This window comes from Pararhizobium qamdonense, assembly GCF_029277445.1.
Classification (GTDB): domain Bacteria; phylum Pseudomonadota; class Alphaproteobacteria; order Rhizobiales; family Rhizobiaceae; genus Pararhizobium; species Pararhizobium qamdonense.
This window is the reverse complement of record NZ_CP119567.1, coordinates 658,399-672,572: the sequence shown is the minus strand read 5'-3', so window position 1 is coordinate 672,572 and position 14,174 is coordinate 658,399. Positions and strand designations below refer to the sequence as shown.

Sequence of the window (14,174 nt, the reverse complement as noted above, 5' to 3'; positions counted from 1 at the left end):
TCGGGACGCAAAGCTCCCCCCGGTCTTCCTGATCATCACAGGGAGCGGAGTGGACAACGTGACATCTTCCCCTTTGGATATCCCGGTCAAGACAGCCGACGGCCGCTTGACGACCCTCGCCGAATTTCGTGGCCGCGTGATGCTGGTCGTCAACGTCGCATCGAAATGCGGGCTGACGGTTCAGTATGAGGGCCTGGAAAAGCTGTTTGAGGCCAAGCGTGATGCGGGACTGGTCGTCCTTGCCTTTCCCGCAAACAATTTCATGGAGCAGGAGCCGGGAACGGAAGCCGAGATCGTCGAATTCTGCACCAGCACCTATGATGTACAGTTTCCGATCTTTGCTAAGATTTCCGTCAAGGGGGAGGGCGTTCACCCGCTCTATCGCAGCCTGACGGCCATTGTACCCGACGCCATCGGCGAAGGTCCGATGCGCGACCGGCTGAAGGGCTATGGCGTGGATCCGGAAAACAAAGCCGACGTCCTGTGGAATTTCGAAAAATTCCTGATCGGCCGTGACGGCAAGGTCACCGCCCGCTTTTCACCGGATGTCACCGCTGAGGATGCACGTCTTGTCTCGGCGATCGATCGGGAGTTGTCACAGCGCAGTTGAGACGGTGCAATCCATTCGGAAACGTGAACGACCGGCCATGCGGTAAACGCAAAGCCGGTCGTAACAAATGCGGTGCGAATTATCGCGCCGAATTCTTCTCGATATAATCTGCGGCCACCCGCGCAACGAGCGCCAGCGAGATCGCTCCGGCATCGGGATGGCCGATGCTTTTTTCAGCCAGCGGCCGGGCGCGGCCGAGTTTCGGGGTGAGCGCTGAGGTCGCATCCGCTGCGGTTTTTGCAGCCTCTGCCGCCAAAGACCACGCCTGCGGCAGCGATTTCCCCGATCCTGCCTCACGCTCCAGCGCTTCGACAAACGGGATCAGCGCATCGACCAGCGTTTTGTCGCCGAGCCGGGCGCGGCCAAGCCGGGTCACGCCATCCAGCGCCAGCCGGGCGCCCTTGACGGCGGCATCCTTCGCGATCGCATCATTGTCGCTCAGCGCGTTGCTCCAGGAGCGCAGCAGAAGTCCCCAGATCGCACCGGATGTGCCGCCGGCCCTATCGGCCCAGGCGTCACCGGCAACGGCCAGAACACTCGCGGCACCAGCTCCTGCGGCAACGGCCGCGTTGGCAGCATCGACTGCGGCAGCCGAACCACGCCGCATGCCCTGCCCATGGTCGCCGTCGCCTGCCTGCGCATCGATCCGCCCGAGTTCGTCTTCGGCATCTTTCAGCGCTGCAGCGATGACCGCAAGTAGGCCAGCGACGCATTCACCACCCTGTCTGGATGCTTCGGAAGCGGGCGCGAACACCATCTTTCCTTCGCTATCATCCAGCGCATCGGTTGCCGGCTGCGTCGAAAAGGTTGCGCCACGGCGCAGCACAGGCGTGTCGCAGGCGGCCGACCAGAGGCTTTCCAGCTCATCGTCGAGCCAGAGCAGCGTCAGCGAGCAACCCTGCATATCGAGGCTGGTGACGAACTCTCCCGCTTCCGGTGCGACGATGTCCAGACCCGCATTCTTGAGAAGCGCCGAAACCGACGTCCAGAGCACGAACAGCTCTTCATATTTCGTCGCCCCCAGGCCGTTGAGGATGACGCCGGCCTTTGTCGTCCCGGCAGGGCGCTCGGCCAGCAGCTTGTCCGTCAGGAGCTTGGCCAGATCCTTGGCGGGGATAATGGCCTCTTCCCGGATGCCCGGCTCGCCGTGAATGCCGAGACCGAGGGCCATCTGGCCATGCGGAACCGTGAACAGCGGACCGGAAGCGCCCGGAAGCGTGCAGCCCTTGAAGGCGACGCCGAAGGACACGGTGCGGTCATTGGCGTGACGCGTCAGACGCTCGACCTCCTCGAGGTTCATGCCGGCTTCCGCCGCAGCCCCGGCAATCTTGAAGACGACGAGATCGCCGGCAATGCCCCGGCGCTTTGCCGCCGCATCCATCGGCGCACTCGCCACGTCATCGGTGACCGGCACGATGCGCACGTCGATGCCCTCAGCCCTCAGCCGTTCGGCAGCAACGCCGAAATTCAGGACGTCACCGGCATAATTGCCGAAACCCAGCAGGATGCCGCCGCCCTGGTCCGCATGGCGGCAGACGCGCGCCACTGCCGCCGTCGAGGGGGAGGCAAATACATCGCCCGCCACTGCCGCATCGGCAAGGCCCGGACCGACATAACCGGCGAAAGCCGGATAATGACCGGAGCCGCCGCCGATCACCACCGAGACCTTGCCCTTTGGAACCTTGGTCGAGCGCAGCACGCCGCCCTTCACATGGCGGACGTAGCGGCCGTAGATTGCGGCAAAGCCTTGAAGTGCAGCGGTTGCGAAATCCTCGGGTTCATCGAAAATTGTCGTCATGACGTCTGTCCTTGGTCTTGAGGCAGGATGCGCCTCAGATAATTGCGGTTTGCGGCGCTGACGGATAGCCCGTCGCCGCCATAATGTTCACACAGGAAAGGGCTCGAAAAGCCGTGGGCCAGCGCCATGCGGATGGCGGCGCGATAGTTGATGATACCTGATTCGAGTGGGGCGGGATGCGTGACGATGACGCCCGATGCCGGATCCTCGGTGCGGGTATAGTTCTTTACATGCCAGTATTTCGCATAGGGAGCGACCTTCGCCATCATTTCCTGCCAGTGCTCGACCGGGCGGTGCAGCCGGATGAGATTGCCCAGATCCGCGTTGATCCCGACATTGGCTAGGCCGATCTCCTCGACAAAACGGACCGAACTTTCCGCCGTGCCCAGATAAGTATCCTCGTACATCTCCAATGCCAGCTCGATGCCGAGTTCCTCGGCGTGACGTCCCAATTCCCGTATCCGCGACACGGCCTTGCCCCATGTCGCCACATCGTCCGGGTTTTTCGCGCCATCGACGGTCCAGAACCACAGCGCCTTCTTCTGCGCCTCCGTCAACGGCTCGAACAGGCCGAAGGACACGGACCCGGCGCCGATCGCCTTGGCAGTATCGATGACCCGGTGTCCATAGGCGAGGTACTCGTCGCCAAACTTTGCGTCGATCACGCTGCGGCGCGCCGTCGAGATCGCGGGGATCGTCAGCCCCAGCGACCGCGTCAACGCCATGAAGGCGTCGAGCCGTGCGGGCGAAAGGTCGGCAAGCCGGAGCCAGCTATCGGTCGGGTCAAGCTCGGTAAAACCGGCATCAACGACATCGGCAAGCGTTTCTTTCCATTCCTCGGCCGATTGATCCTGCACCGAACGCCCGTCGGGCAGGGTGTTTGGATACTGGATCATCGCGGCCGCGATCGGCCAGGTCTCTCTGTTCCATCGGCGCGGTTCAGCGGTCATGGTGTCATCCTTCACAGATCCGGGAGATGCGGCGGCCGCTCAGGCCACCGGTTTTCCATCATCGACGGGCGGGCTTGCGTCCCTCTTGCCGCCACGGGCAAGTCCGATCAGCCAGAACACCAGCGGCGACAGGAGCAGCGCAAGGCCCAAAGCCATCAGGCCGGACACGAGGCTGTTCGACCAGAAGATCGAGAGTTCGCCGTTCGACATCAGCATCGACTGGCGGAACGCGTCTTCGGCCTTGTCGCCGAGAACCATGGCGAGAACCAGCGGTGCCAGCGGATATTCCAGCTTCTTGAAGATATAGCCGAGCAGGCCGAAGGCGATGACCAGCCAGATATCCAGGACGGAATTCGCCACCTGGTAGGCGCCGGAGAAGATGACGGCGACAATGATCGGACCAATGATCGCAAAGGGGACGCGCAGGATCGACGCATAAAGCGGAACGGTGGCAAGCACCAGGATCACGGCGACGATATTGCCGAGATACATCGAGGCGATCAGACCCCAGACGAAATCCGGCCGGTCGGTAAACAGCGTCGGGCCAGGCGTCAGACCCCAGATCATCAGGCCGCCCATCATGACGGCGGCGGTGGCCGAGCCGGGAACGCCGAGGGCCAACATCGGCAGCAGGGCCGAGGTTCCTGCCGAATGGTCGGCCGTTTCCGGCGCCACGATCCCGCGCGGATCACCCTTGCCGAACATCGACTTGTCACGGGCCGAACGGCGGGCAACGCCGTAGCTCATGAAGGATGCGGCTGTCGGACCGGCAGGCGTGATGCCCATCCAGATGCCGATGATGGTGGAGCGCAGGATGGTGAACCAGTAGCGCGGCATCTCCCTGAGCGTGCGGCCGATCTCGGAAAGCTTGACGCGCGCCTTGATGCCTTCAAAGCGCAGGCCTTCCTCGGTCGTCAAAAGCAGTTCGCCAATGCCGAACAGGCCCATGACGGCGATCAGGAAGGAGACACCCTTGATCAGTTCGGGAATATCGAAGGTAAGACGCAGATTGCCGGAGATCGTATCCATGCCGACCGATGCCAGCGCAAAGCCGAGCATCATCGAAACCAGCGTCTTGAACGGCGATTGCGCACCCATGGAGATGAAGCTGGCAAAGGCGAGGAAATAGACGGCGAAATATTCCGGTGACGAGAAGCGCAGCGCAAAATTGGCGACCCAGCCGGACAGCAGCGTGATCATCACCACGCCGGCCAGCGCCCCGATCCCGGCAGAGACGAAGGCGAGCGTCAGCGCCCGGCTTGCCTGGCCGGATTTCGCCATCGGGTAGCCGTCAAAGGTCGTGGCGACGGACGATGGCTCGCCGGGAATATTGAACAGGATCGACGTCGTCGATCCGCCAAACAGGGCGCCCCAGTACATGCAGGACAATAGGATGATCGCGGAAATCGGGTCCATCGAAAATGTCAGCGGCAAAAGCAGCGACACGCCGTTGGGCGCACCAAGACCGGGAAGCACGCCGACGAGAATGCCGAGCGTAACGCCGAGCATCATCAAAAGAATATGATTGAAGCTCAGGATATGGCCGAAGCCGTCGATCAGGAGACCGATATTTTCCATGTCTTTCCTCCTAAAGACTACAAGGCGGCGGGATCAGTAGATCCCGAACCACGCCTCGACCGGACCTTTCAGGAGCGGAACCTTGAAGCCGATTTCGAAGATGACGAAGAAGAGAAGCGAGACGGTGATCCCCGCAGGCAGGCCGATCCACCATTTGTAACGGCCCTGGAATGTCATCGCACCGGCGATATAAAGCGCCGTTCCGATGTAAAGACCGAGAAACGTCGAGACCGTAGCAAAGGCGACGAGTGGCAGCAGGAACGACAGAACCACCTTGAAGCGCGCCGCCTCAAAGAAAATCTCGCCTGTGCCCCGATGCTTGATCAAGGCACCGATCAGATTTGCGGCACTCCCGAACAGGATCAGAAGGCCGATATAGAAGGGAAAATACCCTGCGTCCGGCCCCATGTCGGTCCAGCCGGTACCGGCCTCGGCCGATCCGTAGCAGACTGCGGCCCCGAAGGCGCCGGTCAACAGGGCGACGCCGATTTCCATCGCGAAACGGGACAAACCCCTGGCGCTGTTCTCGCTCATCGTTCAAACCTTTCCGGTGAATGCGGACGCCGTGAAAGCGCCCGCAGGGAACCTTGATGGGTTCAGTTGGCCAGCCAGCCTTCGCGCGTCAGCACTTGCGTCACGGAAGCCTCGTTGGTCTTGATGAAATCGGCAAGCTGGGTGCCGCTCATGTAATCAGCCGACTGCGACGTATCCGTCAGATACTTGGCCCATTCCGGCGTTTCCGATACTTTCTTCAACACGCCGGCGTAGAAATCAACAACGTCCTGCTCGACGCCGGAAGGCAGCCAGACGGTGCGGGGCATGGAATAGTTTTCGATCGCGATGCCGCTTTCCTTGCAGGTCGGGATATCGCCCCAGCCGAGTTCGCCGGCAACCTTGCCGTCGCTCTTCAGCTTTTCGGACTTGAACACGCAAACCGGCTTGACCATGCCTGCCTGCCACTGGCCGAGATTTTCACTGGGATTGTTGACGTTGGCGGCAATATGCTCGCCGGCCAGTTGAACGGCTGCTTCGCCGCCGCTTTTGAACGGGATATAGCCGAGCTTGGTGCCCGAGGCCTCATTGATCATCGAGGTCAGGATCTGGTCGACGTCTTTCGACTGGCTGCCGCCAACCTTGTAATTGCCGGATTCCTTCGCCTTTTCAACGAAATCGGCGGCTGTCTTGATGTCGGCCTTGCCGTTGACCCAGAGCACGAATTCATCGGCGGCAAGGGCTGCGACCGGCGTCAGGTCTTCCGATTTGTAGGGAACCTTGGCACGGACCGGCAGGAGGTAGGCATTGTTGGTGCCGAAGGCGAGCTTATAGGCATCACCCTTGTAGCCTGCGGTATAGACGAAGCCTTCCGCACCGCCGGCGCTGCCCTTGTTGGTCACGACGACAGGCGCTTTCATCAGCTCATATTTGGCGATGATCGACTGGATGGTGCGGGCAAAAATATCCGTGCCGCCACCGGGACCGGCCGTCACGACGAACTCGACGGGACGGTTGGGCTCGAAGGCCATGGCCGGGGCAGCGACGCCGAACGCGGCTGCCATGATGCATGCGATTGAGACCGAATTTTTCATCTTAGACTCCTCCGTTGATTGGACGGCGTGGACCTCCTCCACGCCGGTAGAAACGAAAACCGTTCGAATTCAGGCAGCGGCGGCCTGCGCCGCACTTCTTTTCGCCATGCGCGCAGCCAGAAGAATGGCCTCACGGCTTGCTCCGGCATCGGCGATGCCCTTGCCGGCAATGTCGTATGCCGTGCCATGAGCGGGCGTGCACAGGGCGAATGGCAGTCCGCCCATCATGGTAACGCCCTTGTCGAAACCCATCATCTTCATCGCGATCTGGCCCTGGTCGTGATACATGGTCAGGACCGCCTGAAACCCTTCCTTCAGTGCCCGCAGGAAGACGGTATCGGCCGGGAAGGGGCCTTCGACATCCCATCCGCGCTGGCGGGCAAACTGTACGGCCGGCTCGATAACATCGATTTCTTCCATGCCGAAGCTGCCGCCGTCGCCGGCATGCGGGTTGAGGCCTGCGACCGCGATGCGCGGGTTCTCGTAACCGGCCGCCTTCAGGCATTGCCGCGTCAATTCGATTTCCGCCAGGATACCATCGACCGACAGACTGGCGGCAACTTCCGACAGCGGAATATGCGAGGTGACGCGCGCATTCCAGACTTTGTCCAGAACGTTGAACTCACGCACCTTGCCGGTAAAGCCGATGACATCGGCGACGAAACGGATTTCGTCGTCATAGCCAGGATAGGCAAAACGCATTGCCTTCTTGTTGAACGGCGTGAAGCAGACCGCCTGCGCCCGGCCCGTGTCGGCCAATTGCAGGGCCGTGCGGAAATTCGTGGTGGCAAAGGTGCCGCCCGCAAGGGTCGCTTCGCCGCGATCGACATCTGCCGGGTCGAGATGGGCGAGGTCGATGAACACGTGCTTTTGCGTGCCTGCACTTTCGAAAGTCTCAAGCGTTGCGGAGGCGAGATCGAGCGTCAGCCCGGCGCTTTGCGCACCCTCGTCCAGAATGCGGCGATCGCCGATGACGACCAGATGGGCCGCATCGCGGATGTCTTCCATCGCAATGAGCTTGGCGGTCAGTTCAGGGCTGATGCCCGCAGGATCGCCCATGGCGAGCGCAATGACGGGACGCGCATCGTCGGTATTTAGGGTCATGGTGAAGGTCCTCCGCTTCATGCTGTTGCCATGGTCATACGTCATTCAAAATTCTGCATCAAGTCTTTTGTATTCTGTATGCAGCATTTTTTGTTGACGCCGGAACGGGCGGACTTCATGGTCGCAATGCGTGAAAAACGATTCAGACACTCAACGCGGCAGAGCGGATGGGCATAGACATGGACGATATCTCCACATTGCAACGCCGCGCCGATGGAAGCGCCGGGCCGATCCGGCGCATGGCGCTGCATGACACGCTGGTCAATCACCTGCGCGACATGATCATCGAAGGGGACCTGGAGCCCGGCACCCGGCTGCATGAAGGTCAGCTTGGCGAACAGCTCGGCGTGTCGCGCACGCCGCTGCGCGAGGCCATCAAATATCTCGCCAGCGAGGGGCTGGTGGAACTGGTGCCGAGCCGGGGTGCCGTGGTGAAACGCTTCAGTCCGAAAGATGTGCACGACATGCTGACGGTGCTGCGCACGCTGGAAGAACTCGCCGGGCGTCTTGCCTGCGACGCGGCGACCGATGCCGAGATCGCCCATGTCCGGGCCCTGCACGACGAGATGATCGACCGCTACAAGGCCGCCGACCGGCTGCAATATTACAAGCTCAACCAGGACATCCACACCGCGATCGTCCGGCTGGCGCAAAACAGTTCGCTCATTGATATCCATGCCATGCTGCAGACCCGGTTGAAGCGCATCCGCTTCATCGGCCATGAAGGCCCCGAAAAATGGGCGGCCGCCGTCAGCGAACATGAGGAAATGATTGCGGCACTCGAAGCCCGTGACAAGGCCGGCCTCTCCGAAGTTCTTGGCCGGCACCTGTTCAACGCCTGGGACAGGGTGAAGGCGTCACTGTAAGGCGACGGGCACACCGGCGCCAGACGCAATCCTCGTGGAGATCGCGACCCTATCCGCCGCCAGGCATTCCAGCCGCGCGCCGAAAGGCCGCCGGGCTCTTGGACGTCCATTTCCGGAAAGCGCGGTGAAAGGCGCTTGGCTCGGAATAGCCGAGCTGCGCCGCAATTTCCCCGACACTGGCCTCACTGTTCAGCAGCATGTCGATGGCGCGATCACGGCGGATTTCGTCCTTGATCCCGGCAAAGCTCTGGCCTTCGCCTTGCAGACGATGGCGTAACGTCGAGGCCGACATGTGCATCTGGGCGGCAAGGTCGCCAAAGCCCGCCCAGGCCGCCGGTGCCTGATCGCGCAACCGCTTGCGGACCCCCGCTGCGAGACCGGCATCATAGCGGTAGCGCACGAGGATGTTCGCAGGAGCACCGCGCAAAAACTGTTTTAGCGCCTGCTCGGTGCGGGCGATCGGCAGTTTCAGCACGGCGCGATCAAACGCCAGACAGCTGACGGGCTGTGAAAACTGCACGGGCGCACCGAAGAAGAGCCGGTAGTCGGCTCCTTCCAGAGGTTCTGCACAGCGGAAATCCACCCGGCGTATCGGAATGCGGCGGCCGACGAGCCAGCAGGCGATGCCATGCAGCAGGATCCAGTAGGTGCGGTAGGCAAAGGCCGAGCGGGCATTCCCCTTGTCCGTCAGCACGATTTCAGCAAGGCCGTCGCGGATCACCAGTTCGCCGCTTGGATCTTCCAGCACGACGCTGAGAAAACGCAGCGCCCGGCGAAGGGCCTGGTCCAGCGTCTTTGCATGCAGGACGCAATGACACAGAAGCGTGAAACTGCCGCTGCGCATCGGCCGCTCGCCCATGCCGAAAAACTCGTCGTCCACCTCCGCCGCTACCGCCAGCCAAAGGGCACCGTAGCTTTCGGCTGAAATCGCGGTACCGACCATTGCCGGCAATCCCAGCGACGCCAGCAATGGCGCCGTCGGCTTGCCCGCCCGCCGCAGGCAATAGAGCGCCTCCTCGACGAACGAGGGCGAGATCATCCGCCGGTCCGTATCCACCATCGGCTTACCTCTCATATGGCAAAACTGTCTGAAAAATGAAGGACAGTTCTGTCATCGCTTGCAATACCGCGCAAGCGTAGAGTCAAGATATGCCATGATCGAAATCAGGCATGATGGGCGGAACGCGGCGGGGAGGCTGCATGACGTATCAAAACGAAAATGCTGCGCGCCTTCCAATTGGAAGGGCAGCGCTATGAAGGTTTCCGGCAAGGTTTTCGTGGTGACGGGCGGCGGTTCCGGCCTTGGTGCGGCGGTCACACGCATGCTGGCTGAAGCTGGCGCCCAAATCGTTATCGCCGATGTCAACCGCGAAGCCGGTGCGCAGATTGCCGCCGATCTCGGCTCCACTGCCCGGTTCATCAAGACGGACGTGACAAGCGAAACCGAGGGGCAGGCGGCGGTTACGGCGGCGCTTGAGACCTTCGGGCATCTGCATGGGCTGGTGAATTGTGCCGGCATTGCGCCGGGCGAAAAGGTTCTCGGCCGCGATGGCCCCCACCGGCTTGAGAGTTTTGCGCAGGCGATCGGGATCAACCTGGTCGGGACCTTCAACATGATCCGTCTTGCCGCCGCTGCCATCCAAAATGGGGCTGCAGACAGCGAGGGCGAACGCGGCGTTATCGTCAACACGGCTTCGGTCGCCGCCTTCGACGGACAGATCGGCCAGGCCGCCTATGCCGCCTCAAAGGGTGGCGTCGTCGGAATGACGCTGCCGATCGCGCGTGAACTTGCCCGTTTCGGCATTCGCGTCGTCACCATCGCTCCCGGCATTTTCGAAACGCCGATGATGGCCGGCATGCCGCCGGAGACGCAGGAAGCGCTCGGAAAAAGCGTGCCGTTCCCGCCGCGTCTCGGCCGCCCCGATGAATTTGCCGCTCTGGTGCGCCATATCTGTGAGAACACCATGTTGAATGGCGAGGTTATCCGGCTGGATGGCGCCTTGCGCATGGCGCCGCGTTGAACCGGCCTTGGGAGGTTTTAAAATGACTGTGCAGGATCCCATCGTCATCGTCGGCTCCGCCCGAACCCCAATGGGCGGTTTTCAGGGCGATTTGCAGGGCGCGACCGCGTCCGAACTTGGCGCAGCCGCCATCCGCGCCGCCTTGGAGCGCAGTGGCGTGGCAGCGGACCTGGTCGAGGAAGTTGTGTTTGGCTGCGTTCTGCCGGCCGGGCAGGGGCAGGCTCCGGCCCGCCAGGCAGCGATCGGCGCTGGCCTGCCGTTTGCAACCGGTGCCAGCACCGTCAACAAGATGTGCGGCTCGGGCATGAAGGCGGCCATGCTGGCCCATGACCTGATTGCGGCCGGGAGCGCCCATATCGCGGTGGCCGGCGGCATGGAGAGCATGAGCAATGCGCCCTATCTGCTCGATCGTGCCCGCAGCGGTTACCGCCTCGGCCATGGCCGTGTCATCGACCACATGTTCCTCGACGGGCTGGAGGACGCCTATGACAAGGGCCGGCTGATGGGAAGCTTCGCCGAAGACTGCGCCGAGGCCTACCAGTTTACCCGTCCCGCCCAGGACGATTTCGCCGTGACCTCGCTCACCCGCGCCAAGAAGGCGATCGAAGACGGTTCGTTCGATGCCGAGATCACGCCGGTGACGGTGAAGGCCGGCAAGACCGAACAGATCGTCAGCCGCGACGAGCAGCCGGGAAAGGCCCGGCTTGAGAAAATCCCGACGCTGAAACCCGCCTTCCGGGAAAACGGCACCGTGACCGCAGCCAATGCCAGCTCGATTTCCGATGGCGCCGCCGCGCTGGTGCTGATGCGGCGCTCGGAAGCCAACCGCCGGGGGCTGACGCCGCTTGCCACCATCACGGGCTACGCCACCCACGCGCAGGCACCCAATCTGTTTGCCACGGCCCCGATCGGCGCGCTGAAGAAACTCAGCGAACGCACCGGATGGGCCTTGAAGGATGTCGATCTGTTCGAGATCAACGAGGCTTTTGCTGTCGTTGCGATGGCTGCGATGCGCGATCTCGACCTGCCGCATGACAAGGTCAATGTCCATGGCGGTGCCTGCGCGCTCGGCCATCCCATCGGCGCATCCGGTGCGCGCGTCATCGTCACATTGCTGGCAGCCCTTGAGCGTTACGATCTGAAGCGCGGCATGGCCTCGCTCTGCATCGGCGGCGGCGAGGCGACGGCAATCGCGCTTGAGCGGCATTGAGGATTTAAGGGGAGAAGACCCGGACATGATCCTGTCTGAACAACAGATCCAGATCCGCGACATGGCCCGCGATTTCGCCCGCGAGCGCCTCATGCCGGGCGCTGCCGGGCGTGACGTGTCGCATCTCTTTCCGAAGGACGAGCTGACGGAAATGGGCGAACTCGGCTTCCTTGGCATGCTGGTGCCGGAAGCCTATGATGGCTCGGAAACCGGGACGGTTGCCTATGCCGTTGCGCTCGAAGAGATTGCCGCTGGCGACGGGCCGTGCTCGACCATCATGAGCGTGCACAGTTCCGTCGGCTGCGTGCCGATCCTGAAATTCGGCACGGAAGAGCAGAAGCAGCGTTTCCTGCCGAAGCTCGCCTCCGGCGAATGGATCGGCGGCTTTGCGCTGACCGAGCCGCAGGCCGGGTCCGATGCGTCCAACCTGCGCACCCGCGCCCGCCGCGACGGCGATCATTATGTGCTCGATGGTGCCAAGCAGTTCATCACCTCCGGCAAGAACGGCAATGTCATCATCGTGTTTGCAGTGACGGACCCCGATGCCGGCAAGAAGGGCATCACCGCCTTCATCGTGCCGACGGAGACGCCGGGATATGAGGTCGTGCGCGTCGAACAGAAGCTCGGCCTGCATTCCTCCGACACCTGCCAGATCGCCTTCACCAATATGCGCATTCCCGCCGATCTGCGGCTGGGCGCTGAGGGGGAGGGCTACAGGATTGCGCTTGCCAATCTCGAGGGCGGCCGGATCGGCATTGCCGCGCAATCGGTCGGCATGGCACGGGCAGCGTTCGAGGCGGCGCGCGACTATGCCCGCGAACGCATCGCCTTCGGCAAGCCGATCATCGAGCATCAGGCCATCGCCTTCCGCCTTGCCGACATGACGACGCAGATAACTGTTGCGCGGCAGATGGTGTTGCATGCGGCCGCATTGAAGGAAGCTGGCGAGCCATGCCTGACGGAGGCGTCGATGGCCAAGCTGTTTGCCTCGGAAATGGCGGAAAAGGTCTGCTCGGATGCGATCCAGATTCATGGCGGCTATGGTTACATGTCTGACTACCCGGTCGAGCGTATCTACCGCGATGTCCGCATCTGCCAGATCTATGAGGGCACAAGCGACGTGCAACGCATCGTGATTGCACGTAGTCTATAAGAGAACGAGCCCTGCTTCCGGGAGGAGACTGGAAGACAGGGCTACAATGGGAGGAAGAACGAGGCATGACCGAGTTCCCGCAATTGAGCCTTCATGTTCCGGAACCGGCCGTCCGGCCCGGCGGCATGCCGGATTTTTCCAACGTCAATATTGCCAAGGCCGGGTCCGTTCCGCGTCCCGAAGTCGATGCGGCGTCCGAAGACATCCGCGATCTCGCCTATTCGATCATCCGCGTGCTCAACCGCGATGGCGAAGCGGTCGGCCCCTGGGCGGGCCTGCTGTCGGATGAGGAATTGCTGACCGGCTTGCGCAACATGATGAAGCTGCGCGCCTTCGATGCCCGCATGCTGATGGCGCAGCGGCAGGGCAAGACATCCTTTTACATGCAGCATCTGGGCGAGGAAGCCGTCAGCTGTGCCTTCCGCAAGGCGCTTAAAAAAGGCGACATGAACTTCCCGACCTATCGCCAGGCGGGTCTTTTGATTGCCGACGATTATCCGATGGTCGAGATGATGAACCAGATCTTCTCGAACGAAAAAGACCCCCTGCGCGGCCGGCAGCTGCCGATCATGTATTCCTCCAAGGACCATGGCTTCTTCACTATCTCCGGCAATCTTGCCACCCAATATGTCCAGGCTGTCGGCTGGGCCATGGCGTCGGCCATCAAGAACGACACCAAGATCGCTGCCGCCTGGATCGGCGATGGCTCGACGGCCGAATCGGATTTCCATTCGGCGCTGGTCTTTGCCTCAACCTACAAGGCGCCGGTCATTCTCAATATCGTCAACAATCAATGGGCGATCTCGACCTTCCAGGGCATTGCCCGCGGCGGCTCCGGCACCTTTGCCGCGCGCGGCCTTGGCTTTGGCATTCCGGCGCTGCGCGTCGATGGCAACGATTATCTCGCCGTCTATGCCGTGTCCCACTGGGCGGCTGAGCGGGCGCGGCGCAATCTGGGCCCCACGCTGATCGAATATGTCACCTACCGCGTCGGCGCCCATTCCACCTCCGACGACCCGAGCGCCTACCGCCCGAAAACGGAATCGGAAGCCTGGCCGCTCGGTGATCCCGTCCTGCGCCTGAAGAAACATCTGATCGTGCGTGGCGCCTGGTCGGAAGAGCGGCATGTGCAGGCGGAAGCCGAAATCCTCGACGAGGTGATCCAGGCGCAAAAACAGGCGGAGGTGCACGGCACCCTGCATGCCGGCGGCAGACCTTCCGTGCGGGATATCTTCGAGGGCGTCTACGCCGAAATGCCGCCCCATATTCGCCGCCAGCGGCAGAAGGCAGGATACTGA

At 62.1% G+C, this 14,174-nt stretch carries 13 protein-coding genes; 6 read left to right on the top strand and 7 right to left on the bottom strand.

The features are described from left to right. Nucleotides 1-58: 58 nt before the first annotated feature. Nucleotides 59-610, top strand: coding sequence for a glutathione peroxidase (locus tag PYR65_RS24315; protein WP_276121311.1), 552 nt, complete (start codon nt 59-61; stop codon nt 608-610). A 79-nt stretch (nt 611-689) separates the two neighbouring features. Here PYR65_RS24315 and PYR65_RS24310 read toward each other — a convergent pair whose 3' ends face one another. From PYR65_RS24310 to PYR65_RS24285, 6 genes are all read right to left on the bottom strand, one after another. Next, a complete protein-coding gene (locus tag PYR65_RS24310; RefSeq protein ID WP_276121310.1) occupies nt 690-2,408 on the bottom strand; it encodes a dihydroxyacetone kinase family protein in 1,719 nt (572 codons plus the stop codon). Next, nucleotides 2,405-3,358 carry a sugar phosphate isomerase/epimerase family protein gene (locus PYR65_RS24305; protein ID WP_276121309.1) on the bottom strand — a complete coding sequence of 318 codons (954 nt, stop codon included), beginning with the start codon at nt 3,356-3,358 and terminating at the stop codon, nt 2,405-2,407. The genes PYR65_RS24310 and PYR65_RS24305 overlap by 4 nt, the downstream gene beginning before the upstream one ends. A 39-nt stretch (nt 3,359-3,397) precedes the next feature. Beyond that, nucleotides 3,398-4,936 (bottom strand): tripartite tricarboxylate transporter permease, encoded by a 1,539-nt coding sequence (locus PYR65_RS24300; protein WP_276121308.1) that lies wholly within the window; start codon nt 4,934-4,936, stop codon nt 3,398-3,400. A gap of 33 nt (nt 4,937-4,969) precedes the next feature. Beyond that, on the bottom strand, nt 4,970-5,470 hold the full coding sequence (locus PYR65_RS24295; protein WP_276121307.1) for a tripartite tricarboxylate transporter TctB family protein: 501 nt from the start codon (nt 5,468-5,470) through the stop codon (nt 4,970-4,972). 62 nt (nt 5,471-5,532) lie between these two features. Further along, on the bottom strand, nt 5,533-6,522 hold the full coding sequence (locus tag PYR65_RS24290; RefSeq protein WP_060636586.1) for a tripartite tricarboxylate transporter substrate binding protein: 990 nt from the start codon (nt 6,520-6,522) through the stop codon (nt 5,533-5,535). A gap of 69 nt (nt 6,523-6,591) precedes the next feature. Beyond that, a complete protein-coding gene (locus tag PYR65_RS24285; RefSeq protein WP_276121306.1) occupies nt 6,592-7,626 on the bottom strand; it encodes a 4-hydroxythreonine-4-phosphate dehydrogenase PdxA in 1,035 nt (344 codons plus the stop codon). A 179-nt stretch (nt 7,627-7,805) separates the two neighbouring features. On the opposite strand from PYR65_RS24285, the gene PYR65_RS24280 reads away from it, so the two are divergent. Continuing rightward, nucleotides 7,806-8,492, top strand: coding sequence for a GntR family transcriptional regulator (locus tag PYR65_RS24280; protein ID WP_060636892.1), 687 nt, complete (start codon nt 7,806-7,808; stop codon nt 8,490-8,492). A 49-nt stretch (nt 8,493-8,541) separates the two neighbouring features. On the opposite strand, the gene PYR65_RS24275 is transcribed toward PYR65_RS24280, so the two are convergent. Continuing rightward, complete coding sequence (locus tag PYR65_RS24275) at nt 8,542-9,552, bottom strand: AraC family transcriptional regulator (RefSeq protein WP_276121305.1); 1,011 nt, start codon at nt 9,550-9,552, stop codon at nt 8,542-8,544. A gap of 193 nt (nt 9,553-9,745) precedes the next feature. Between PYR65_RS24275 and PYR65_RS24270 the strand changes: the two genes are divergently transcribed. The 4 genes from PYR65_RS24270 (at nt 9,746) to PYR65_RS24255 (ending at nt 14,174) form a co-directional block, all read left to right on the top strand. Next, the gene (locus PYR65_RS24270; protein ID WP_276121304.1) at nt 9,746-10,513 is read left to right on the top strand and encodes a 3-hydroxyacyl-CoA dehydrogenase; all 768 of its coding nucleotides are present in this window, start codon (nt 9,746-9,748) and stop codon (nt 10,511-10,513) included. A 22-nt stretch (nt 10,514-10,535) separates the two neighbouring features. Next, nucleotides 10,536-11,723 carry an acetyl-CoA C-acyltransferase gene (locus PYR65_RS24265; RefSeq protein WP_276121303.1) on the top strand — a complete coding sequence of 396 codons (1,188 nt, stop codon included), beginning with the start codon at nt 10,536-10,538 and terminating at the stop codon, nt 11,721-11,723. 25 nt (nt 11,724-11,748) lie between these two features. Continuing rightward, nucleotides 11,749-12,876, top strand: a complete 1,128-nt coding sequence (locus PYR65_RS24260; protein WP_276121302.1) for an acyl-CoA dehydrogenase family protein — start codon at nt 11,749-11,751, stop codon at nt 12,874-12,876. A 65-nt stretch (nt 12,877-12,941) separates the two neighbouring features. Then, nucleotides 12,942-14,174, top strand: coding sequence for a thiamine pyrophosphate-dependent enzyme (locus PYR65_RS24255; RefSeq protein ID WP_276121301.1), 1,233 nt, complete (start codon nt 12,942-12,944; stop codon nt 14,172-14,174).

What these genes read in the sequence shown, in the direction of transcription:
- PYR65_RS24310 (WP_276121310.1), bottom strand. Translation starts at nt 2,408, where the DNA reads ATGACGACAATTTTCGATGAACCCGAGGATTTCGCAACCGCTGCACTT.
- PYR65_RS24305 (WP_276121309.1), bottom strand. Translation starts at nt 3,358, where the DNA reads ATGACCGCTGAACCGCGCCGATGGAACAGAGAGACCTGGCCGATCGCG.
- PYR65_RS24300 (WP_276121308.1), bottom strand. Translation starts at nt 4,936, where the DNA reads ATGGAAAATATCGGTCTCCTGATCGACGGCTTCGGCCATATCCTGAGC.
- PYR65_RS24295 (WP_276121307.1), bottom strand. Translation starts at nt 5,470, where the DNA reads ATGAGCGAGAACAGCGCCAGGGGTTTGTCCCGTTTCGCGATGGAAATC.
- PYR65_RS24290 (WP_060636586.1), bottom strand. Translation starts at nt 6,522, where the DNA reads ATGAAAAATTCGGTCTCAATCGCATGCATCATGGCAGCCGCGTTCGGC.
- PYR65_RS24285 (WP_276121306.1), bottom strand. Translation starts at nt 7,626, where the DNA reads ATGACCCTAAATACCGACGATGCGCGTCCCGTCATTGCGCTCGCCATG.
- PYR65_RS24280 (WP_060636892.1), top strand. Translation starts at nt 7,806, where the DNA reads ATGGACGATATCTCCACATTGCAACGCCGCGCCGATGGAAGCGCCGGG.
- PYR65_RS24275 (WP_276121305.1), bottom strand. Translation starts at nt 9,552, where the DNA reads ATGGTGGATACGGACCGGCGGATGATCTCGCCCTCGTTCGTCGAGGAG.
- PYR65_RS24270 (WP_276121304.1), top strand. Translation starts at nt 9,746, where the DNA reads ATGAAGGTTTCCGGCAAGGTTTTCGTGGTGACGGGCGGCGGTTCCGGC.
- PYR65_RS24265 (WP_276121303.1), top strand. Translation starts at nt 10,536, where the DNA reads ATGACTGTGCAGGATCCCATCGTCATCGTCGGCTCCGCCCGAACCCCA.
- PYR65_RS24260 (WP_276121302.1), top strand. Translation starts at nt 11,749, where the DNA reads ATGATCCTGTCTGAACAACAGATCCAGATCCGCGACATGGCCCGCGAT.
- PYR65_RS24255 (WP_276121301.1), top strand. Translation starts at nt 12,942, where the DNA reads ATGACCGAGTTCCCGCAATTGAGCCTTCATGTTCCGGAACCGGCCGTC.